The sequence below is a fragment of the Nitrospira sp. genome, assembly GCA_024760525.1.
Taxonomy (GTDB): domain Bacteria; phylum Nitrospirota; class Nitrospiria; order Nitrospirales; family Nitrospiraceae; genus Nitrospira_D.
In genome coordinates this window covers 2526985-2549059 of the sequence record CP060499.1, presented here as the reverse complement: position 1 = coordinate 2549059, position 22075 = coordinate 2526985, and the positions used below count along the sequence as shown (strand labels likewise).

General features: G+C 59.2%; 13 protein-coding genes. All 13 read left to right on the top strand.

Annotation, left to right across the window (positions count from 1 at the left end):
- Positions 1-12: 12 nt before the first annotated feature.
- The 13 genes from H8K04_11890 to fliD all read left to right on the top strand — a co-directional run bounded on the left by H8K04_11890 (position 13) and on the right by fliD (position 22069).
- Positions 13-1083: a kinase gene (locus H8K04_11890; GenBank protein UVT14549.1), complete on the top strand. Its 1071-nt coding sequence runs from the start codon at positions 13-15 to the stop codon at positions 1081-1083.
- Positions 1080-1859, top strand: a complete 780-nt coding sequence (locus H8K04_11885; protein UVT14548.1) for an NTP transferase domain-containing protein — start codon at positions 1080-1082, stop codon at positions 1857-1859. The genes H8K04_11890 and H8K04_11885 overlap by 4 nt, the downstream gene beginning before the upstream one ends.
- Positions 1856-3058 (top strand): pyridoxal phosphate-dependent aminotransferase, encoded by a 1203-nt coding sequence (locus H8K04_11880; GenBank protein ID UVT14547.1) that lies wholly within the window; start codon positions 1856-1858, stop codon positions 3056-3058. Before H8K04_11885 ends, H8K04_11880 begins: the two co-directional genes overlap by 4 nt.
- Positions 3042-4550 (top strand): cobalamin B12-binding domain-containing protein, encoded by a 1509-nt coding sequence (locus H8K04_11875; GenBank protein UVT14546.1) that lies wholly within the window; start codon positions 3042-3044, stop codon positions 4548-4550. The genes H8K04_11880 and H8K04_11875 overlap by 17 nt, the downstream gene beginning before the upstream one ends.
- 18 nt (positions 4551-4568) lie before the next feature.
- On the top strand, positions 4569-6398 hold the full coding sequence (locus H8K04_11870) for a thiamine pyrophosphate-binding protein (GenBank protein UVT14545.1): 1830 nt from the start codon (positions 4569-4571) through the stop codon (positions 6396-6398).
- 7 nt (positions 6399-6405) lie between these two features.
- Positions 6406-13848: a glycosyltransferase gene (locus tag H8K04_11865; GenBank protein UVT14544.1), complete on the top strand. Its 7443-nt coding sequence runs from the start codon at positions 6406-6408 to the stop codon at positions 13846-13848.
- A 90-nt stretch (positions 13849-13938) separates the two neighbouring features.
- Positions 13939-15090 carry a glycosyltransferase family 9 protein gene (locus tag H8K04_11860; GenBank protein UVT14543.1) on the top strand — a complete coding sequence of 384 codons (1152 nt, stop codon included), beginning with the start codon at positions 13939-13941 and terminating at the stop codon, positions 15088-15090.
- On the top strand, positions 15087-16904 hold the full coding sequence (locus H8K04_11855; GenBank protein UVT14542.1) for a glycosyltransferase: 1818 nt from the start codon (positions 15087-15089) through the stop codon (positions 16902-16904). The genes H8K04_11860 and H8K04_11855 overlap by 4 nt, the downstream gene beginning before the upstream one ends.
- A gap of 75 nt (positions 16905-16979) precedes the next feature.
- Positions 16980-18644 carry a glycosyltransferase family 9 protein gene (locus H8K04_11850; GenBank protein ID UVT14541.1) on the top strand — a complete coding sequence of 555 codons (1665 nt, stop codon included), beginning with the start codon at positions 16980-16982 and terminating at the stop codon, positions 18642-18644.
- A gap of 13 nt (positions 18645-18657) precedes the next feature.
- On the top strand, positions 18658-19191 hold the full coding sequence (locus tag H8K04_11845) for a hypothetical protein (GenBank protein UVT14540.1): 534 nt from the start codon (positions 18658-18660) through the stop codon (positions 19189-19191).
- A gap of 189 nt (positions 19192-19380) precedes the next feature.
- Positions 19381-20205, top strand: coding sequence for a flagellin FliC (locus H8K04_11840; protein UVT14539.1), 825 nt, complete (start codon positions 19381-19383; stop codon positions 20203-20205).
- A gap of 76 nt (positions 20206-20281) precedes the next feature.
- Positions 20282-20644: a flagellar protein FlaG gene (locus H8K04_11835; protein ID UVT14538.1), complete on the top strand. Its 363-nt coding sequence runs from the start codon at positions 20282-20284 to the stop codon at positions 20642-20644.
- A gap of 21 nt (positions 20645-20665) precedes the next feature.
- Entirely contained in the window at positions 20666-22069 is a 1404-nt protein-coding gene (gene fliD, locus H8K04_11830; GenBank protein UVT14537.1) for a flagellar filament capping protein FliD, read from the top strand.
- Positions 22070-22075: the final 6 nt, after the last annotated feature.

Sequence of the window (22075 nt, the reverse complement as noted above, 5' to 3'; positions counted from 1 at the left end):
GGTGGGAACGCCATGATTATCAGCCGCACTCCGTTCCGCATTTCGTTCTTCGGGGGCGGCACCGACTATCCGGTCTGGTTTCGCGAACACGGCGGCGCAGTATTGGCGACCACGATCGATAAGTATTGTTACATCTCTTGCCGGTATTTGCCGCCGTTTTTCGATCACAAAACGCGCATTGCCTATTCGCGCATCGAAGAAACGAAGTCCAACAGCGACATCGAACATCCGGCCGTGCGGGGGGTGCTGCAATATTTGAATGTCGAGGAAGGGTTGGAGATTCATCACGATGGGGACCTGCCCGCGCGCACCGGTCTGGGATCGAGCTCATCGTTCACCGTCGGCCTGCTTCATTCGTTGTATGCCTTGCGGCACCGTATGCCGAGCAAGGCGGAATTGGCCCGTGTCGCCATTCACATTGAGCAAGATGTGTTGCAGGAAGCTGTCGGGTGCCAAGACCAGGTCATGGCCGCGCACGGAGGGTTATGCCGTATCAACTTTTTTCAGAGTGGAGAAATCGGCTACACCCCGATCGTGATGAACCCTGAACGGCTTTCCCAATTCCAGAATCATCTGCTGTTGTATTTCACCGGTTTCTCCCGCACGGCGTCGGAGATCGCCAAGGAACAGATTGAACGTACCAAGCAACGGCGGGTGGAGCTGTTCGCCATGCTCCAGATGGTCCAGGAAGGCGTCTCTATCCTCGGAGGCGATCACGATCTTGCGGACTTTGGCGAATTGCTGCATGAAGCCTGGATGGTCAAACGCAGCCTGACGTCCAAAATAACCACTCCGATGATCGACGACATCTATGAGGCCGCCCGGCGCGCGGGGGCAACGGGAGGCAAATTACTGGGGGCCGGCGGGGGAGGGTTCATGCTGTTGTTTGCGAAACCCGAAATTCATGGGCAAATCAGAGCGGCATTGCCCGGCTTGCTGGAGGTTCCGTTTCGCTTCGAAGCGCTCGGCAGTCAGATCGTATTTTATCAACAAGACCCTCTCCTACAGCGAGAGTCGGCCTGGCAGGATGAGCGGGACACGCTGCTCTCTTCGCGGTCGACGCGAATGGGGAAGGCAGCATGAATGTGGATCGGATCGATGCTCCAGATCTGCTCGTCCTCTGCGGAGGGCAAGGGACTCGATTGCGTTCGGTTCTGAGCGACCGGCCCAAGTCGTTGGCGATGATCAAGGAACGTCCGTTCATCGAATTCGTGATCGCCCCATTTCTGAAGCAAGGGATTGGACGTGTCATTCTGTGCACCGGGCATTTGGGGCATCAGCTTGAGGAATGGTATGCGAATCGTCCGTGCACGTTCGAACTGATCTTTTCTCGGGAACACACCCCTTTGGGAACGGCTGGAGCCCTTCGACATGCGTCACCATTGATTACGAGCGATACCGTTGTGGTTGCCAATGGAGATTCCGTCTGTGCTGTCGATCTGCGCAAGCTGCTGGCCCGCCATGCCGAGACAAAGTCCCGCGCCACGCTCACGTTGATCAAAGCCGATCATCGCCGCGATACCGGTAGCGTCACGATGGATGCGCAGCATCGCATCACCGCATTCAGGGAAAAGGGAGCGGACCGATCAGGGGGGTATCACAATGCCGGCATCTATGTGTTCGATCGGTCGGCGATCGAGTTGATTCCGGCGGTCAAGCCCTGCTCACTCGAAATAGACTGGCTTCCAACGCTGATTCCGTCGGGAGTCAGTGGATTTGTCAGCCATGGGCCGCTGCATGACATTGGCACGCCGGAACGGCTTGCCGAATTTCTGGCGGGTTCGTGCTCCACGGACTCCACTCGAGAGAACCGCTTTTCCCACTCGGGCGGCGATAGATGCGCGAGGGCACGAGGATGACGACCAGCTTGATGAAGGCCCTGCCATTCTCGGAGCGTGCTGAACGTCTGATCGGTCAGGAGATGTTTAAGGTCATGGATCGCGCCCAAGCGCTTGAACGAGAAGGTCATACGATCTACCACCTCGAACTTGGAAATCCACGAATGCCTCCGCCTCATGAAATCATGGAGGCTACCCTTCAGGCCATCCAGGCCAAGCAGGTTGGCTACGCGCCCATGGCCGGTATTCGGGAGCTGCGAGACGGGATCGCAGAGCGCGTCTCACGACAAACAGATCGTCGAATCGAGGGGAATTCGATCGCCATCAGTCCCGCTAACTTGATCATCAGTCAGTTTCTTGAACTCACATGCAATTCCCGGGATCGGGTTGTGTTGTTTACCCCTGCGTTCCCGTCCTATTGGGCGGCGGCTTCTCATATCGGGCTTACGGTCATTCCGGTCCCGTTGTTCCAGAAGAATGGATTTCACCTGGACGAATCACAGATCGAGGTGGCCCTTGCGGCGAGACCGAAGGCCATGATCGTCAACTCGGCGAACAATCCAACCGGCGCCGTCTATACCGAATCCATGCTGAGGCTATTGGCGCGGCGGTGTGACGAGGAACGCATTTGGCTTCTCAGCGATGAAACCTACGCCGAGATCGCGTTTGGACGGCCATTTTTCAGCCTTGCTTCATGTGATTCGTCGCAGCTCGTGGTGATGTCCTCATTCTCGAAGGTGTTTTCTGTTCCCGGCTATCGCGTCGGCTATGCCCAGGCGCATCCAGCCGTGGTGGAAAAACTAGCCTTGTCCACGTCCACTCTTATCTCATGCCTTCCCATTTTTACCCAAGTCGGGTGCCTGGCCGGGTTGTCGGTCCTTGATGAATATACGGAAGGGGTGAAAGCGCAATGCCGCCGTATCACAGCCGCGTGCGCCGACATGGTCAACCGTTCGGGCATCGTTCGCTGCGTGGTGCCGGAATCGGGATTCTATCTCTTCGTGGATATCAGTCGGACCGGTCTCGACGACGTCACATTCTGCAGGCGTCTGCTCGAAGAACGGCACACAGCCGTCACGCCAGGGAGAAGCTTTGGGATCGGCTGTGAGGGCTTCGTGCGGATCGCGACGTGTGGGTGGGAACACGATGTCATGGAAGGGACGCGTCGGGTCGTGGAATTGGCCGGCGAGTTAGGAGTCAGTTGTGTCAAAGCCGCTTGATGTCCTGTTTGTCGCACCTCCGAGCCGAGTCCAGGTCTATCAAGATCTCAGCAAGGATCTTGCTGCGATCGAGCCGCCGGTCTGGGCCGGCTTGCTCGCCGCGTTCATCCGCAGGCAGGGTTATGAAGCTGCCATTCTCGATGCGGAGGCCTCCGGCTTCAGCCACCGGCAGACCGCTGAGGCGATCGCCGCCGCCGATCCCACCCTCGTCGTCTTCGTGATCTATGGGCAACAACCGTCTGCTTCTACGCAATGCATGCCGGCAGGCCGGCTGGTTTGTGAACGACTGAACGAACTGGGCGACATTCCGACGCTGGTCATCGGGACCCATCCCTCGGCCCTTCCGAAACGAACGTTGGAGGAAGAGCCCTATACCTACGTCTGCCAGGGTGAGGGGCCTCATACGGTACTTGGACTACTCGAACTCCTGCTCGGGAAGGGACGTCGACTGAACGATGTGCCGGGCCTCTGGTATCTGGATGGAAGCCGGCCGACTTCCACTCCGCCTGCGCCGCTCATCATGGATCTTGACGGCACGTTGCCGGGACAAGCCTGGGAGATCCTCGACATGACGAAGTACCGCGCCCATAACTGGCATTGCTTTCATCATTTGGATTCCCGCAGCCCCTACGCGTCGTTGCAGACCAGCTTGGGTTGTCCCTTCAAGTGTTCGTTCTGTTGCATCAATGCCCCCTTTGAAACGCCCATGCTGAGGACTTGGAGTCCGGACAACGTGATCGGGCAGATCGATCGTTTAGTGAACGAGTTCGGCGTGACCAATATCAAGATTCCGGACGAGATGTTCGTCTTAAATCGCCGGCATGTGCTCGGTATCTGCGACCGGATCATCGAGCGTGGATATCATCTCAATCTGTGGGCCTATGCGCGCGTGGATACCGTACAGGATCAGGTGCTCGAGCGCCTCAAAGCCGCGGGTTTCAATTGGCTTGGATTGGGCATCGAGTCGGGTAGTCAGCACGTGCGGGACGGTGTCGAAAAAGGCCGCTTCGGCGACCGGGAAATCGTTTCGACCGTCAGAAAAATCCAGTCGCATGGCATTCATGTGGCGGCCAATTACATCTTCGGTCTACCGGATGATGATCTCGACAGTATGCGCTCCACGCTGGATCTGGCGCTCAAGCTGAATACGGAATGGGCCAACTTCTATTGCGCCATGGCGTACCCCGGCTCGCCGCTGTACGACTTGGCCAAGCAGAAGCACTGGCCGTTACCAGACGATATCGGGGGACCGGGCTGGATCGGCTATTCGCAGCATGCCTACGACTGTCTGCCGTTGCCGACGGAGGCCCTTCGGTCCACGCAGGTCTTGGATTTCAGAGATCGAGCGTTTCAGGAGTATTTCACTCACGCGGGGTACTTGGCGATGATGCAACGGACCTTCGGTTCCGCGGTCGTCCAGCACGTGCTCGATATGTGCGCCCGGAGGATTCAGCGTCGGCACCATGAGTCAGTCGCTTCGGCGGTCTCATAATTCGAGGAGGAGAACAGCATGATCAAAGTCGCGGACTTTATCATCAATACCTTGGCCGAACGTGGCATCGACAAGATGTTCGTCGTCTACGGCGCGGCCAACGGCGATCTCATTGATGCCTTTACCAGGACCGCCGCAACCGAATATGTCGCGGTCATGCATGAGCAGGCCGGTGGGTTTGCCGCGGAAGCCTATGCCAAGGTGAAGGGCATTCCCGGGGTCGCCATCGCGACCAGCGGTCCCGGCGGGATGAATCTTCTCACATCGATGGGAAATTGTTTCTACGATTCGATTCCCTGCGTGTTTTTGACCGGGCAGATCAACTCGCGGTTTCTGCGCCCCGACCCTTCGATCAGACAGATTGGATTTCAAGAAACAGACATCGTGGCGATGGCGGCTCCTGTGACCAAATACGCCAAGATGATCATGAGGCCTGAAGACGTCCGTTACGAGTTGGAGAAGGCCCTGTGGTTGTGTCAGAGCGGGCGGCCGGGGCCGGTGTTGCTCGATATTCCACTCGATGTTCAGAAAGCCACAGTCGATGCCAAACAACTCGTCGGGTTCGATATTCCGGCGACGGCCGCGTTCGATCCTGAGGTGGTCGACTCACAGATCGAACGATTACTCGACGATCTGCGTTCGGCCGAGCGGCCTGTGATCCTCGTCGGCGGCGGTGTACGCCTCGCCGACGCACAGGACGACGTGCGGGAATTGGGCCGTCGACTGAGGATTCCCTGTTTCCCAACCTGGAACGCATTGGACGTCATTACTTCCGATTATGAGTGGTACGGCGGGCGGGTCGGGACTTACGGTGGAGCCGGGCGCAATTTCGGCATTCAGAACAGCGATCTACTCCTGTCGATCGGAAGCAGGATCTCGGGCCGCATCACCGGGGGCAACGTGCAGAGTTTCGCGCGGGGAGCCAGGAAGTATCTCGTTGAGATCGATCCGGCCATGGTGCAGCGGAAGTTTCAGCAAGTTCCCTTCGACGTCAACATTCTTTGCAACGCAAAAGTCTTCATTCGAAGGCTCCTCAGTGCGCTGGAACGGTCGCGAAAACCATTGCCTGATCGCGCTGAATGGACTCAACGGGTCATGAACTGGAAGCGCAAATACGATCCGGTCCGACCGGAGTTTTTCGAGCAGCGGGAACGGGTGCATCCCTATGCCTTCATGCGGCGCCTGTCGGAAAAATTGGGCGAGCGCGACATTCTCGTCGGTGATTGCGGCGGCAACATTGTCGTCAGCAACCATGCGTTCGAAACGAAGTACGGCCAGCGGAACCTGACGAACAACGGCAACTCACCCATGGGCTTTTCATTTGCGGGCGCCATGGGGGCTTGGTTTGCCGATCCCTCCAAACAGGTGGTCTGTACGATCGGCGACGGCGGGTTCAACATGAACCTTCAGGAAATGCAAACATTCGTGAACTACGGAGTCAAGGTCAAGACATTCATCCTGAACAACCATATCTACGGGATTACGAAAGCCTATCAGGAAACAAACTTCCAGGGCCGGGCGGAGGCCTGCGGGCCGAAAGGCTATCGGCCGCCGAATTTCGTCAAGTTGGCTCAGGCCTACGGGATCAAAACCGTGACGATCGCCAATCATGCGGAAATGGACGCCCGGATCGACGCAGTGCTGCGTCACGATGGGCCCGTCGTGTGCGACGTGGACATGGATGAGTACCATACGTACGAACCGAGAATTTTCGGATGGAAGACGCCGATCGAGGACATGTACCCCTATATCTCTCGTGAGGAGTTCAAGAACAACATGCTGATCGAACCGGCGGAAGGTTGGATGAGCCCCGAGTATCCCGATGTCGTGAAACCGATGCAACCGTGAGCATACTGTGACACAACGTGATCTCAACCCATTAGCCGGACTGTCCTCCGAGGACCGTTCAATACTCGAGTATTACGAGTTCTGCCGTGAGACGAGGCGGCCCTATTTCGGCCCGATCATGTGGGCTTCGCAGGGGCTTCCTCTTCGGCACGTCGCCATGCAGGAACTGATACGGTATGAGTCGTCGCGAGTGGGGACCCGGCGCTTCGACATTCTCGAAGTGGGGTCTTGGGCCGGGGGCTCAGCCATCACGTGGGCGGAAGCGCTCGCCCGCCATCACCGGCGACAGGGCCGCGTCGTATGCGTGGATCCGTGGAAGCCGTATTTTGATCCAGCGAAGCGCCCGGATGCGCCGGTCTACCGCGCCATGTCGGCCGCTCTGGCGAACGACACGATCTACGATCTGTTCCTCCACAATGTCAGCTCGGCGGGGTATGACGATATCGTCCTCGCGCAGAGAGGAGACAGCGGCGCCATGCTGCCCATGTTTCCGCGTCATGCGTTCGACGTGGTGTTCATCGATGGAGATCATAGCTACGCCGCCGTGCGGAGGGATCTTGAAGCCGCCTTCGAACTCGTCCGTGATGGCGGAATTCTTTGCGGCGATGACCTTGAGCTACAGCTCTCAGAGATCGATATCGGCTATGCCCGCACGCAACTCGAGGCCGATTACATCCGCGATCCCGCGACGGGCAAGGAGTTCCATCCAGGTGTCACCTTGGCTGTGGGTGAACTGCTTGGCACGGTGTCCAACATCGTGGGATTTTGGGCGGTCCGCAGAGAGGGGGATCGCTGGAGCTCCGTCGATTTCTCCCGGTTCGTTTGCGCGCAAGACCGGATACCTCCGCATTTGACGTCAAGACGAGCGGACGATCCGGCCTTCGAGGAATGGCGGCGACGCCGACAGCAAGTATTCACCGGCGGACAAATCAAGTTGCGAACCGCGGTGGAGCACGATGCAGGTGTGGTGAAACCGAAAGTGCTTCTGGTGCAGTTGGAGTTCAGCAAATGGGCGCAGGCCAAAGCCTGGTCGTACGTGGGAAACTTCGCCGTTGAGGACGGTCTTCGGGCCAATGGGTGCGAGTGTGTGACGCTTCCGGTTTTCTGCGACGCGCCCGACGGCTCGCCGTCATCCTGGTTACACCATGCGAAAGACCTTCTGGCCGGTCAACGATTCGACCAAGTCTGGGTATGGCTGGTCCATAACCGGTACTCTGAGACGTGTCTCGAATGGCTCGCCGAACTGGCGCCGGTGCGGGTCGGCCTTATCATGGAGTCATTACGGTATAGCGAAGAGGACTACCGCCGCTGGCCACACTTGCGGGAACGAGCGAGTTTTGTCGAGCGACAGCTGAGCTATATGACGCATGCGCTGGCGGCGGATGAGCGCGATGCCGATTTGTTGAATCAAGCAGGTCTGGTCCAAGCATTATTCTGGCCGGCGGCCGTACCATCTCGCTTCATTAGCGCGACGATCGAGCGACCGTCCCGCCGTGAGGCGGTGTTTCATGGGGAACTGTATGGAGAGCGGAAGGAGTGGTTGACGAGACCTGATTTGAAGAATTTGCTGATTCATCCTCCGTCCGCGGAAGCGTCGACTCAGTTTCCTCAACTTTTCGATACGTTACATCGGCAGATGTCCGAACGGTTGCAGTCCGGGTGGCGTCCTGATCCGGTTGCACTCACGGAATATGTAGGTCTATGGCGCCGTCTGCGAGAAGCCATCTTCGTCAATTGGTTGACGAGTCTGAAGACATGGAGTGCCGTCGTCAATCTTCCCAGTCTCTTTCAAGCCTATGCCGGACGTGTCGTGGAAGCCATGGCGGCCGGACGTCCGGCGGTCTCCTGGGAGATCCCTCGCAGACCTCAGACCTCCGCGCTCTTCAAGCACGGGCAAGAAATCTTGCTCTACCCAAAAGACACTCCGAAAGCCTTGAAAGAGCACCTAGAACGAATCGCACGCGATGCCGGCTATGCGCAAGATATTGCCGGAAAGGCTCGCGCAGCGCTGCTCCGGGATCACACGACCGAGCATCGCGGACGGCAATGGCTGAGTTGGATTGAGGGTGGACGTACCCTCAGGCCTTGCAAGGAGGAAGAGGCCCGTGACCGGCACGGACGTACGCCCGAGGCGATCGCTCCGCCGACCGCAGCCGCAATCGACGAGAAGGTCACACCCATGACCACGGTCTTCGTGCTCACAGTGGGAGATCCGGCGTTTCCGGATTGCAAGGCGGCCTTGGCGGCTCAGCGGGGTGCACCCTTCAAGCTGGAGATCATCCATAATGTCAGTCCGTTCAGCGCGGCCGCCCAGGAAATGATCAGACGTTGCCGCACACCCTATTGTATTCAGGTCGACGAAGACATGATCCTCGCGCCGGACGCCGTCGCCACAATGGAGGCCGCGATGAAGGCGGCGCCGGATCATGTCGGTATGATTTGCTTTCATCTGTATGACGACGATCGTGAGCTCACGATTCAGGGCGTGAAGATCTACCGCGCGGCGATGTTCAAAGAGTTGTCATTCCAGGATGTGAAGGCCAGTGAAATGGACTTGCTCGATCAGATGGGTGCGCGGGGCATCAAGTGGATTTTGCACCCGGATGTCAAAGGCCGCCATGGCACACACTATACGATCGAAACCATCTACCGCCGTTACAAGACGATGTATGAGAAGGACATCCGGCAATGGAACGTCCTGACCTCCGATATACGGCGGAAAGTCGAGCGCTTCCGGGAAACCGGCGATCCGTTGCAACTGTTCGCGCTGTTGGGCGCCGTTCATGGCATTGTCCATGCTCCATTGGCGGACGACCGGGAGAAAGATGCCCGGTACTATGCGTACCATGAACTGGATGTGTTCAAACGCCTATTCATGCAACAGCCACCCGTCACGCAGGCGTATGATGCGCAAAAATCCGGCAAGCCGGTCACGAATCAGCCGATTCCGTTCGATCAGGTGAGGTGGAAGACCGGCCGGCAGTCAGAAGCGCCCGTGAATCCCTCATCCATGCCGTCGGTTGTTGAATCACCCCGACCGGACGGGCAAAAACGTGTGCTCCTCGTCACCCCGTTTTTTTGGCCGTCGGTAGGCGGGGTGCAGCGTGTGGCAGAAGAATTGGGAGTGGGCCTCGTCACCCATGGCTATCACGTCGATGTGGCGACCTATCCGGTTGCTGAACGCGGTCATGAGGAGTATCGCGGTCTCACGATCATCACGGTCGCTAACCATGACCAAATGGCCGGAGACCTTCGCATCTGCATTCTCCAAATCGACCGCCTGCTGCAGACCGGTCGGTATGCGGCGTGCATTCTGCTTGGGGATCCGTCCAATGCACTGTTCTATGGGGCATTGACGAATCCCCTTCCTGCCGAGACGGCATTGATCATTCAGCCGACGATGAATGAACAGTCCTATCGTGACCTGGTCAAGGAGGATTTCGTCCGACCTGTATTCCTCACGCTCGCTCGGCGAGCGCGGGCGGTTGTGACCCTGTCGCAGCACGGACCGGATGCACGCTTTCTGCGGGAGCACGGCATTCCGACGGTCTATGTGCCCAATGGGGTCACTGCCGTCGTCCCGAAGGGAACGTTTCGATCTACATATCGAATTTCGGCAGACGCCTTCGTGATTCTTCACGTCGCCAACCTTTATTCGGTCAAGAATCATCCGGGTCTGTTGCGTGCCCTCGACGATCTTCCGACGGGAGCCAAGCTGGTGATGGTAGGCCGACCCGGCGAAGAAAGCGCCTATGTGCGAGAAGTTCAGGAAATGTTGCGCGCTCGTCCCGATGTCCTCTATATCCCGGGGTTGTCGGCGGAAGAAGTGGCCGCCGCGATGCAGGAGGCGGATCTCCTGGTCTTGGCCTCGCGCTGCGAAGCCTCGCCGCTCTGCGTTTTGGAAGCGATGAGTCATCGATTGGCCTGGCTTACCACACCGGGGTGCGGAACTGTCCACGAACAGGCCGGTGGAATCATCGCCGAGCTGGATACCTTTTTGTCTCACATTCGCCTGTTCATGCAGGAGCCGGAGTTTCGTCATGCGCTCGCCGATCTCGGTTTTCAGCATTGGCAAGCCTGTTATCAGTGGGGCGACGTTTTACAGGGATGGATCGATGTGATCGAGCGGGGAACGCTTCCTGGTTCGTTCAGCATGCCGGACGTCATTCGAAATGGCATGGCATCTCTCGCTCAACGGGTTCAGGCGGCGGTCGCGGTTGAGGGTGGCAAGAAGCACACACAGGCGCCGCAGGCGACACGGCGGCCGGCAAAGGATGGGGCGATGAAGGAAAGAGAATACGGGCAAGGTATCGACAAAGAATCGAGTCACAACGATCAGTTCTATGTCGATTTGTTTGTCAAGGCTCCGGCCTGGTCATCACCACATCCGAATGCCGACGAAGCCGCGCGGTGGAGCAAGATCGCTTCCTTTCTGGAACACATCCTCCGCCGAGTGCAACAAGGGGAGCCAGGCCGGTTGCTGCGTATCCTGGATGTAGGATGTGGACGAGGTTGGTTGACGAATCTTGCGACCATGTACGGAAGCTGCGAAGGGGTCGAGCCGGTCGCCGGCGTCGTCGAACATGCCCGCAAGCTGTTTCCGCATCTCCGGTTCGAAACCGGGACACCGGAGAGCATTTTGCAGCGGTCTGACTTCTTGCCCTATGACGTAATTTTGACCTCGGAAGTGATCGAGCACGTCCCGCACGGACAAAAGGAAATGTTCCTTGCGCAACTTGCCCGACTGCTCGAGCCGGACGGGTATCTCATTCTCACGACGCCGCGCGGCGAAATGTGGGAACAGTGGAAGACGATCGCGCCACCGAATCAGCCCGTGGAGGACTGGGTGACCGAAGACCAGTTACGCGGGCTTTTCGCGTCGCAGGGATTTGTCGACATGGGGCTTGAGCGCATTTACGTAGAGATCCCTCGATTACGGTATGTGCCGGCGCCCACCCCGGCCGACTTGGGCGCCATGAATCTGCTGCCTATTTATCAAGTGTGGGTGTGCCAGCGCACAGCCGCCCCGCGCCACACTTTCATGACGCGCGCCCCCAAGGTCACCGTCATCGTCCCGACGTACAACCGCCCTGATCGCCTCCGTACGGCTCTCGCGAGCCTGGCCTTACAGACGTACCAGGATTTCGAGATCATCGTCGTCAACGACGCAGGGTGCGACGTGGGGCCCGTCATCGCCGACTGTTCCGATCGGCATCGCATCACGACCGTCTGTCACGATCGGAACCGAGGGTTGGCCGCGGCTCGCAACAGCGGACTTCGCGCGGCGAAGGGCATCTATATCGCGTATCTTGACGACGACGATCGCTATCTCCCCCATCATCTTGAGACTCTCGTCACGTATCTGGATCGTCAAGAGTGCCGTGTCGCGTATACCGATGCATGGCGAGTGCATGAGCGGCAGATCGACGGGGCATATGTCGAAACCGGGAGGGACGTGCCGTACTCGCGCGAGTTCAATCCGGTGGATCTGCTGGTCTGCAACTACTTCCCGGTGTTGTGTGTCATGCATGCGCGGCAGTGCGTGGACGAGGTCGGGTTCTTCGACGAATCACTCTTCGCGCACGAGGATTGGGACCTGTGGATCAGGATGGCGACTCGGTTTCCGTTCAAGCATTTGAATGTGACGACGGCGGAGTTTACGTGGCGGAATGACGGCACCTCCATGACGAGCGGGACCAAGGATACCTATCGGCGTACGACCGAGATCATTTATCGGAAGTATGCCCCTTACGCGGAACCCATTGCCGGTGTACGGGAAGCCCAACAGAGGCGTCTTGAAGGATTTCATGCGAGGAAATCCAGAAAGCCCTATGTGTGCTCTATCGTCATGCCGGTGTGGAATCGCTTGGAGATGACCAGGGGTTGTCTGACGGCATTGTCACAGATCCACGACCAGCCGGAGTATGAAGTGATCGTCGTGGACAACGGATCGACCGATGGTACGGCGGAGTTTCTAAAACAACTGGACGGCGATATTCGCGTCCTCACGAATCAGGAGAACCTCGGCTTCGCCAAGGCGTGCAACCAAGGCGCGCGAGCGGCAGAGGGACGCTATCTGGTTTTTCTGAACAACGACACGATCCCACAACCCGGCTGGCTCTCGGCATTGGTGTCCGAAGTGGACGCCCACTCCGAGGTGGGCATTGTCGGCAGCAAACTTCTGTATCCCGACGGGACCATTCAACATGCCGGCGTCATTCGGGACTGCCAGGATCGCTTGCCGTACCATATCTACAAATTTTTCGCCGGGGACCACCCCGCCGTCAACCAGCGGCGCGAGTTCCAAATCGTCACGGCTGCCTGTTTGTTGATCCGCCGAGGCTTGTTCGAAGAGGTGGGCGGATTCGACGAAGAGTATGTGAACGGATTCGAAGATGCGGATCTTTGCTTGAAAGTGAAGGACCGTGGGCATCTGGTCGTCTATCAACCGCGAAGTATCGTCGTGCATCTCGAAAGTCAAACTCCGGGACGGAAAATACACGATGACGCGAACGCCGCTCGCTTTTTAAAGCGGTGGGGAGCGCAATGGTGGACGGCCGATGAGGATAGGCATTTCCATGTAGACGGGTACAAACTGAAACGCATCTTCCGGGACGGGCAGTTAGGCTGCGACATGCAGCTGATTGACGGCATCAAGGATCGTGCTGCCTGGGCGCATGTGGCGGCGGCGCAGACCGCTGCCCTAAAGCAAGACTGGCAAGCCGTGCGCCGCGAGCTTAGTTTGGCTGAGGATTGGCCGAACGACCACTATGTCTTGTCCTGGGGCGCCATGGTTGCCGAAAAGCTGAAAGAGCCGGTCTTGCGTGTGCGGTTCCTCTCCCGCTATTTGGCATTGGCGGATTCGCCTGCCGACCGGGCCGCGTTGGTCCGCACGTTGATTGAGCAGAAGAATTACACGGATGCGGAAAGTCATCTGAGAATGTTGCTGGATGCCTCCCCCGATCATGCGGATGGTCTCTTGCTGAGCGGTATTCTGTCCATGCAGCGGGAACAGTATCAGCAGGCTGAAGCGACATTTGCCTCGGCTCTTCGGCAAGGAGCGGATCGTAAGAAATGCCTGATGGGTATGGGAATGGCGGCAATGGGGAGGGCCTACGCACAGGGCGCCTGGGAACGGTTCCGTCAGGTCCTCGCCGATAATCCTGATGATGCAGAAGCGATCCATTGGTTGCTGCGGGCCGGTACGGCACAAAACCGCTGGCAGGAGGTGGGTGAGCACTTGCGTCGTTATCTCTTGCGCAATCCGGCCGACCTGTCGGTTCGCTATGCGCTGGCCGGTGTGCTGGTTCGAGGAGAACAGATCGTGGGCGCACGCCAAGAGTATGAGACGCTGCGCGCGCTCGCCCCGACGTATGACGGGTTGGTCCAACTTGACCAAGCGATCTCAGGAAAGGAAGCGGCGTTTGCCGTGGAGGCGGCGCATCTCTAAAGCGACTCAGCAACCGCTTGCCTGAGTCTACCCAAACCTCTGACCCGATCGAGCTCTTCGATCATTGCGGTCAGGCGAAAGCATGAACGAATGCCACGTGCACTGGTCATACAACTGGCTCGATTGGGCGATCTGCTGCAAACTCTTCCGGCGATCACGGGACTCCGCGCCCGTTTTCCAGAGACACGACTTGATCTGCTCTGCCCGGCGCATCTGGTTGAGGTCGGGCGCCTGATTCCCGGCATTGAACACGTCCTTGCGTGGGATGGAGCAGCCTGGCAACAGCGCGCTGAAATGGCGCGGCAGGACTTGCGTGCGGAACATCTCATCGAGGTCGAAGCAGCGCTCGGGGCGTTGGCGCCGGAGCGGTATGACTGTGCGTACGTCCTCAATCAACATCGTCGAGCGCTGGTGGCTGCGTCCTTGCTTGGCCGGGAAGTGAAGGGGCCGTTGCAACACGGACCGCTCGACGAGGCGTTGACACCTTGGGCAGCCTACGTGCGTGATGTGGCGCAGCGGCGCCGGGGCCAGCGGGTGCACCTCGCCGACGCGTTCTGTGGGCTCTGCGGAGTGTCTCCACCGGAACGGATCGTCATGCTGAATTGTCCGACGGTTCAACTATCGGACGATCTGGACTGCATCGGGAAGCAAGGGGCTCCGTGGGTCGCGCTCATTGTGGGGGCAGGGGAGACTGAGCGGGTCGTGCCTACACAGGTGTGGCGCCGGTGGATTACCTCTTTTTTCGCCGCGGCACCGCAAGGCCGTGTTGTACTGGTTGGAACAGAGCAGGAGCGGGCAGCCGAGATTCAGGCACTTCTGTCTCCAACAGCGTTGGGACGGATTTGGGATACGACGGGCCGTACGTCGCTCGCTCAGCTGGCCGTGATTCTCATGCGCTGTCATCGAATTATCGGCTCCGATACAGGCCCACTGCATCTTGCTTCGGCGCTCGGCAGACCGGTCATCGGCTGGTATTTCGCACGGGCACGGGTGCATGAAACGGGACCGTATGGTTTCCACCACCTCGTGTGGCAAGCGGAAGAGGCGAGGGACGGAACGTGGCCGGTCGATGAAACTCTCGCGGCAGTCTTGGAGCAGGGCCTTCATGCACCGGCCGGCTGGAGTGTATGGACGAGTCACTACGACAGATGGGGCGCGTATTACTCCCCAGTCGGACACCCACCCGTTCCGCCGCACGAGCGGGAAGCCCTCTGGCGTGAATTGGAGCCGGCGTGCTCATGAACTATCTGGCGAAAAATCTTGAAGGCCTTCGACGGCTTTATCCTGCGCTTGTCCAGGCGGCTCAGGATAACCCGGGCGGGTTGTTGACGATCGTGCCGTCGCGCGAAGGAAGTCCGTCGGCGACGCATGATGGGCGATGGGTACACAGCGGGTATGATCCGCGCAAAGAGGCCCGTGCATGGGCCGAAGCCCGATTGGGCGAATGGAAGACGGACGAACTCGGCGTTGTGCTCGGTGTCGGACTGCTCTATCACGTCGAGGCCTTGGTTGCTCTGAAGCCGAGAGAAGCGAAACTGGCGGTCGTCGTGCCCGATCCGGCGGTGCTCAAGGACGCTCTGTCGGCCAGACCCATGGATGCGTGGGTCAACACGGTCGACTGGATTTGGGGGACGCCGGAAGTGATGGCCGAGCGGCTCGTCACGAATTCGGTGCCGCTCCGCTTCATGGCGTTTGCGTCGGCAGCCTGTCTGCACACCGACGCGCATCGCGACTTGGACGCGAAACTCCGGCATCTGGTGGCGAGCAAACAGGGTGGCCGGCTCCATGTCGCCGTCGTCGGACCGATCTACGGTGGCTCGCTTCCCATCGCCCATCACACGGTGGCGGCGCTCCAATCGCTGGGGCATCGGGTCAGTTGGCTGGATCAGAGCCGCCATCAGGCCAGCTATGATCTGTTCGGATCTTATCGTGAACCGCGGCATCGTCTGACGATGCAAAGCCGGTTCGCGGACAGCCTGAGCCTGGGGGTGATGACGCATCTCGCTGAGGATCCGCCGGATCTTGTGCTGGCGCTCGCGCAGGCGCCGTTGAATCTCCCGGTGCTCGAGCATCTGCGAAAAAAGAAATTTCTCACGGCGATGTGGTTTGTCGAAAACTATCGGCATTTGACCTATTGGCAGCAATTGGCGGGCGGCTACGACTATTGGTTCGTGATCCAGCAAGCCCCGTGTTTTGAGGCGTTGAAACGGGCCGGGGCGCGCCAGGTCAGCTATCTGCCGATGGCGGCCGACCCTGCTCTGCATCGGCCGCGTGCGCTCACTCCGGCCGAACAGAGTGAGTATGGTGCGGATGTGTCGTTCGTTGGCGCAGGATATGCCAACCGTCGCGCGGTCCTTCCCACATGGCTATCGAAGGATTGGTCGTTCAAGCTGTGGGGCAATGAATGGGAAGGCGCGGATGATCTCGCGGCGGTTCTCCAGCGCGGCGGCGCCCGCATCGATACCGAGACCTGTATGAAGGTCTTCAACGCGACAGCCATCAATTTGAATCTTCACTCCTGTGTAGGTGATGGACTCGATCCGGAGGCCGACTTTGTCAATCCACGGACGTTTGAATTGGCGGCGTGCGGTGCGTTTCAACTGGTTGATGAGCGGGCACTCTTTCCCGATCTCTTCGCTCCCCACGAGATGACCCGGTTCACCACTCTGGCTGAAGTCCCGTCACTCATCCGTACGTGGCTCGCTGATGCATCCGGGCGGCGCGCGATTGCCGAGGCGGCGCGCCGCCGCGTGCTTGCCCACCATACGTATGAACATCGCATGAGAGAGCTGTTGGCTGCGATTGGTCTGCAGCAGCCTGACCGGATCGGGACGATCATGCGCGGAGGGCGCGATGCCGGCGCGCTGGCACAGCGGGGAGATGCGCCTCCTGAACTTGCGGCGCTGCTTCGAAGCTTTCCGCCAGGTCAACGTGTGGAGCTCAAGGATGTGGCGGCCCAGATCAAAACAAAAGGCGCAGGCCACAAGTTGGCGAGGGAAGAGCTGTTGATCTTGATGTTGGATTGTTATCGCGCTGAAACGAGAGACCTTGTCTGAGGGAGCGTTGCGCGTCTCGGTCTGTTCGTTGATCAGGAGACTGAAGGTCGAAACGCATTCTGCTGGGGCTTGAACATGAAGCAAGTGTTGATTGTGAACATTACCCGCATGGGAGATCTCGTGCAAATGGGCACGCTGCTGGTCCGCCTTCGAGAAGAATGGCCGGGTGTGGCAGTGGACCTGGTGGTCGATCGGCAATTCGCACCGGTGGCCTCCATGCTGAATGGGTTGCGCGACATCATCGCCTATGATTTCCATGCATTGATCGACGAAAGCCGTGCCTGCGTCAAAGATACCGTCGCGCTGTATCGAGAAGTCGCGGCATGGGCCGGAGATCTGCACAAGCGCCGCTATGACCGCATCATCAACCTCACGTTCAACCGTCCGAGCGCGCTGCTGGCTGACTACGTCGGAGCTCCGGATATCCGTGGGGCGCGGAGCGCGTGGGATGGGGGCACGGTCATCGACAATCCCTGGATGGCCTACTTTACCGACATTCACCAGATCCGCCGGATCAATCGATTCAACCTCGTCGATGTCTATGCGCTGGCCGGGAGCCGGCCCGGCTTGTTTGCGCCGCTGCGTGTGACGGCACCGGCCGAAAGCGGAGATTGGGCGCAGCGCTTTTTGTCAATCCCGGAACGACCGGATACCAAGTGGATTGCGGTGCAAGCCGGAGCGAGTGACGTGATGAAGGCTTGGCGCCCGCAGCATTTCGGCGAGACGCTGGCACGCTTCAGTACACGATGGGCCGGCGGTATCCTGTTTGTCGGATCCGCATCGGAACAGGAAACCGTTGCCCATGTCATTAGGACGTACCGAGAAGCGGGTGGGCGCAGCTCGATCAAGAATGCCGTGGGTCAGACGACGCTCGGGCAACTCACCGCCCTCTTGGCCCGCTGCCGGCTGCTGCTCACGAACGACACGGGACCGATGCATCTGGCCGTCGGCGTGCAGACTCCGGTTATCGATCTGTCTGTCGGCCACGTGGATTTTCAGGAAACCGGTCCCTATGGAACGGGGCACTGGGTTGTGCAACCGGATCTGGACTGCGCGCCCTGCGGCTTCGACCAGGTCTGTCCGCATCACGCCTGTAAGGACCGTTTGCCGATCGACTCCATCGTCGAGATCATGCGACATGCGGTGGGAGAAGGGCCTCTGCCCATGGTTGTCCCTGGGTATCGCTTGTATCGATCGGGCATCGACGAAGATCAGTTAGGCTGTTTCCAGCTCGTCTCCGGCCGCGAGGATGCTGCCATAGCCTGGTATGCGGCTTTCTGGCGACGCCGGTGGTATGCGTCGTTTACCGGACAGCCCAGCCGGCTGCCGGTCTTGAACGGTCTTCCTCCCGATGCCCAGGAGGCATCGGCGTGCATCGGAGCCATGGCGCCTCTACTCGACAAGCTCTGCCAACGCGCCGACCATATTGTGAAGCTTATTGGGCAAACACCCATTCCTGTCCATGCCGTTCAATCACTCCAGCGGACTCAGGCGGAGGATCGTCAGAAAGTCGCCATGACCGGCACGGCGACGTGGGCCACAAAGCCATTGACCACGGCCGCGCTCCGCCTGCTGCATCAGGACAATGTGCAAGGACTGGAACAGATGGCGCGGCATCACGCGGCCGCCTATCATCGATGGCGCCGCGAGCTGGGCATTGTGGCCTCTCGCCTTGCATCCGTCTCTGAAACCGTTAACCCAAACCCGATCGTGCCCGCTTCGTGCGCAAGCATCGGATAAGAGGAGACCGACCATGCATATCACGCTGGATCAAGACCACTGGGAAGTCGGCGCGCCGCTGACGATGGAGCATGTGCTGGCGGAAGTCAGTGAGCGAGCCCATACCCGCGCCCGTATCGTGACCAAGCTGCAACTCGATCAGCGCACGATTACGGACCGAGATCTGGATTCGGCCTTTCTCGCCGAACCCGTCGCGCGGTTCCAACGGCTCACGGCGGTGTCACAACCGATGCCGGAACTCATGCGGGCAGCCGAGGGGTCCATTAGAAAATTCACCGAGACGCTCCGGGCCGACGGCACCGCCTTGATCCCGCGGTTGAGATTCGGACCGTCGCCGCTTTCCCCGCTCGATGCCTGGATGGGCCGGCTGGCAGACTATCTGGAGTTCGTAGACCGAGCATCAGCCACAATGCAAACCGGCACCGGCGCCTCAGGGTTGGCACCATGGGTCCAGCAATTCCTGGAGGCGCGCACGGCTCAGGACATGGTCCGTCTGGCGGATCTGTTGGAGTATGAAATACTGCCCCGCCTGGAAAGCCCGTGGTGACGGCAGATTAGTGTCCGTTGGTACAGACTGAGCGCCTCTTCGTGCTCGATTGGCCGGTGGCTCAAGTCCCGGCCGGCCCTACCGATAAGACACCAGGCCGGCTCATGGATATGAGCGGGGCATGCGCCTCTGCACGGACGCCGGAGGCGAAGAGGTGGATCAAGTTTTTGTCTCAAGGAGGACGTGTCAATGGCCATTATCGTCAACAACAATCCTGCATCCATTTCGGCCCAGCGCAACCTGGGTGTGAGTACGGGGAGCCTGGGACGCTCGGTCGAGCGCCTCTCGTCCGGTCTCCGGATCACCCGCGCTGCGGATGACGCTGCCGGTCTCGGATTGTCCGAGACGTTGCGCGCCCACATTCGCAGCATCAACCAAGCCGTTCGGAACTCTTCGGACGGGATCAGTTTGACGCAGATCGCCGACGGCGCGGCTGCCACGATCGGCAACCTGATGGGCCGGCTTCGCGAGCTGGCTTCCCAGTCGGCCAGCGGCACGGTGGGTGCCACCGAACGGTCGTACATCGACCTGGAGTTCGTGGCGCTGCGTTCTGAAATCGACCGTATCGCGCAGGTGACGGAGTTCAACGGGCAAGCCTTGACCAGCGGCAGCTCGATCAGTTTCACGATGCAGGTGGGCTTCAAGAGCGGCACCGGCAACACGTTGACGATGGACCTGAACCAGCTGACGATCTCCGCGCTGGGCATCAGCAGCGTGAACGTGTCCACGTCGGCCAATGCGCAGAGCGCGTTGAGCAACATCGACAGCGCCATCAGCGCCGTGGCAACCGCCCGCGCCGAATACGGGTCGCTCCAGAATCGGTTTGAAGCCACGATCGCGAATTTGGAGATTTCCAGCGAGAACCTGACAGCGGCCGAATCTCGGATCCGCGATGCGGACATTGCGTATGAGACGTCACAGTTCACCAAGAATCAGGTCTTGGTGCAAACGGGTATCGCCGTGCTTGCGCAGGCGAATACGTTGCCGCAGCAGGCGTTGGCGCTACTCCAATAAGTAGCAGACTATCGGCACCGTACCTTCTCGCATGAACGAGAGGGTACGGCGACCGGTGGGTTGTAGGGAGGCTGCCATGATACACAGCGTTACACCAAAGGCAGATCCTCGGGTCGGTCGCGTTCGCGAGGAAGAACTATCGGCTGCGGCCGGGCAGAAGCCGCGCGCAAAGACGAACGAGTCGGACAGCCAGTCGAGTTCCCAGCGGGTCGCTGATCGCGCCGTGGTCGACGAGGCTGCGGCGAAGGTCAACGAGATGCTGGTTCTAGTGGATCCGCAACTCAAGATCAAAGTGGACGAAGAGACCGAACGAGTGGTGGTGAAAGTCGTTGAGCAAAAATCCGGCGAGGTCATTCGCCAGATTCCCCCTGAAGAGCTGCTGGAACTGGAAAAGTACCTGACGGGCCCGAAAGGGTTGTTGCTGCGCGAGCAAGCATAGGTCAGTTGCGAGGGTTATGGGATGGCGACGATAAGCTTTGGCGGCCTTGGGAACGGACTCGATTTCGGTCAGGTCGTCGACCAACTCGTCAAGGCGTCGCGCATACCTGTCGACCGGCTCAATACGAAGAAAGCCGACCTCAATTCGAAATCGACCGATTACGCCACGTTGAGCACAAAGTTGATCGCCCTGCAAAGCGCGGCCGATCGAATGCGTCTGCCCTCCAATTTCGACCGCTCCAGCGTGTCGGTCGGCGACTCGACGGTGCTCACAGCCACGGGCGCATCCACGGCGGTTCAGGGAAGCTACACCGTCAAAGTCACACAACTGGCGCAGTCGCATCAGATGACGAACAAGGCCGCGAAAGCAGTCGTGGCGACCACAACCGATATTGTGAGCGGCGCTTCGGGGACCTTCACGTTTCATGTCGGCAGCGGCAGCAATCAAACCGTCAACCTGAGCGCCACAGGGACGATTGACGATCTTAAAACCGCCATCAATGACCTCGGCGCCGGCGCCACAGCGTCGGTAGTCAACACAGGCAGCGAGGCTTCTCCCGCCTATCGGCTGGTGTTGACGGCTACCAGTACCGGCGCCAGCACCGGGGTGACGATTGTGGCGGACGATACCGACCTCGACTTTCTGAACGGGAGTGGAACTGGAGGAACCGATACGCTGCAGGCGGCCCAAGATGCCGTGATCGTCGTGGGTGACCCGAATCTGAATCCACTGACGTTTCAGCGCGGCAGCAACACTATTACCGATGCCATCTCCGGAGTGACGTTGACCCTGAGCAAGACCACAGGCTCGAGTACGGTTGCGATCAATGTCTCGCGGGATGTGGCGGCCGTCCAGACCAACATCAAGGATCTGGCGACGGCCTACAACGAGGTGGTGAAGTTCATCAACGAGCGGAACACGTATGACATCACCACGAAGAAGGGCGGGATCTTTTTCAACGAGCCGACTGTACGGACTGTGCTTGGCCAATTGAGGACCGCCCTCTCCTCCGTCGTGCCCGGCCTGACCACTTATGCTTCGGTGGGTGAGATCGGCGTTAAAACGGAGCGCGACGGCACCGTCACCGTCGATGAGGCCAAGTTGAATGCCGCGCTCAGCTCAAATTACACAGCCGTGAAGGATCTGTTTGTCAATCAGGCCGACAGCGCCGGGATCGCGCAACTCCTGAACCTGTCGGTGGATACGCTCGATGACATTGAATCCGGCGCGTTGACACTGCGGAAGAAAGGTCTGACCGACCAGATCTCGGATCTGACCGACGAGATTACGAGGAAAGAGGATGTCATCGCGCAGTATGAAGACCGGCTCCGTCGACAGTACGCTGCGCTCGATGGGTTGCTTGGACAACTGCAGAGCCAGCTTGGTTTCCTCCAGACCAATTCCTCGCTGACGAGAAGAAACTAAAGCGTC

Bases quoted from the DNA above. Each gene is read 5' to 3' on its own strand.
- H8K04_11890 (UVT14549.1), top strand. From the start codon at position 13: ATGATTATCAGCCGCACTCCGTTCCGCATTTCGTTCTTCGGGGGCGGC.
- H8K04_11885 (UVT14548.1), top strand. From the start codon at position 1,080: ATGAATGTGGATCGGATCGATGCTCCAGATCTGCTCGTCCTCTGCGGA.
- H8K04_11880 (UVT14547.1), top strand. From the start codon at position 1,856: ATGACGACCAGCTTGATGAAGGCCCTGCCATTCTCGGAGCGTGCTGAA.
- H8K04_11870 (UVT14545.1), top strand. From the start codon at position 4,569: ATGATCAAAGTCGCGGACTTTATCATCAATACCTTGGCCGAACGTGGC.
- H8K04_11860 (UVT14543.1), top strand. From the start codon at position 13,939: ATGCCACGTGCACTGGTCATACAACTGGCTCGATTGGGCGATCTGCTG.
- H8K04_11855 (UVT14542.1), top strand. From the start codon at position 15,087: ATGAACTATCTGGCGAAAAATCTTGAAGGCCTTCGACGGCTTTATCCT.
- H8K04_11850 (UVT14541.1), top strand. From the start codon at position 16,980: ATGAAGCAAGTGTTGATTGTGAACATTACCCGCATGGGAGATCTCGTG.
- H8K04_11845 (UVT14540.1), top strand. From the start codon at position 18,658: ATGCATATCACGCTGGATCAAGACCACTGGGAAGTCGGCGCGCCGCTG.
- H8K04_11840 (UVT14539.1), top strand. From the start codon at position 19,381: ATGGCCATTATCGTCAACAACAATCCTGCATCCATTTCGGCCCAGCGC.
- H8K04_11835 (UVT14538.1), top strand. From the start codon at position 20,282: ATGATACACAGCGTTACACCAAAGGCAGATCCTCGGGTCGGTCGCGTT.
- fliD (UVT14537.1), top strand. From the start codon at position 20,666: ATGGCGACGATAAGCTTTGGCGGCCTTGGGAACGGACTCGATTTCGGT.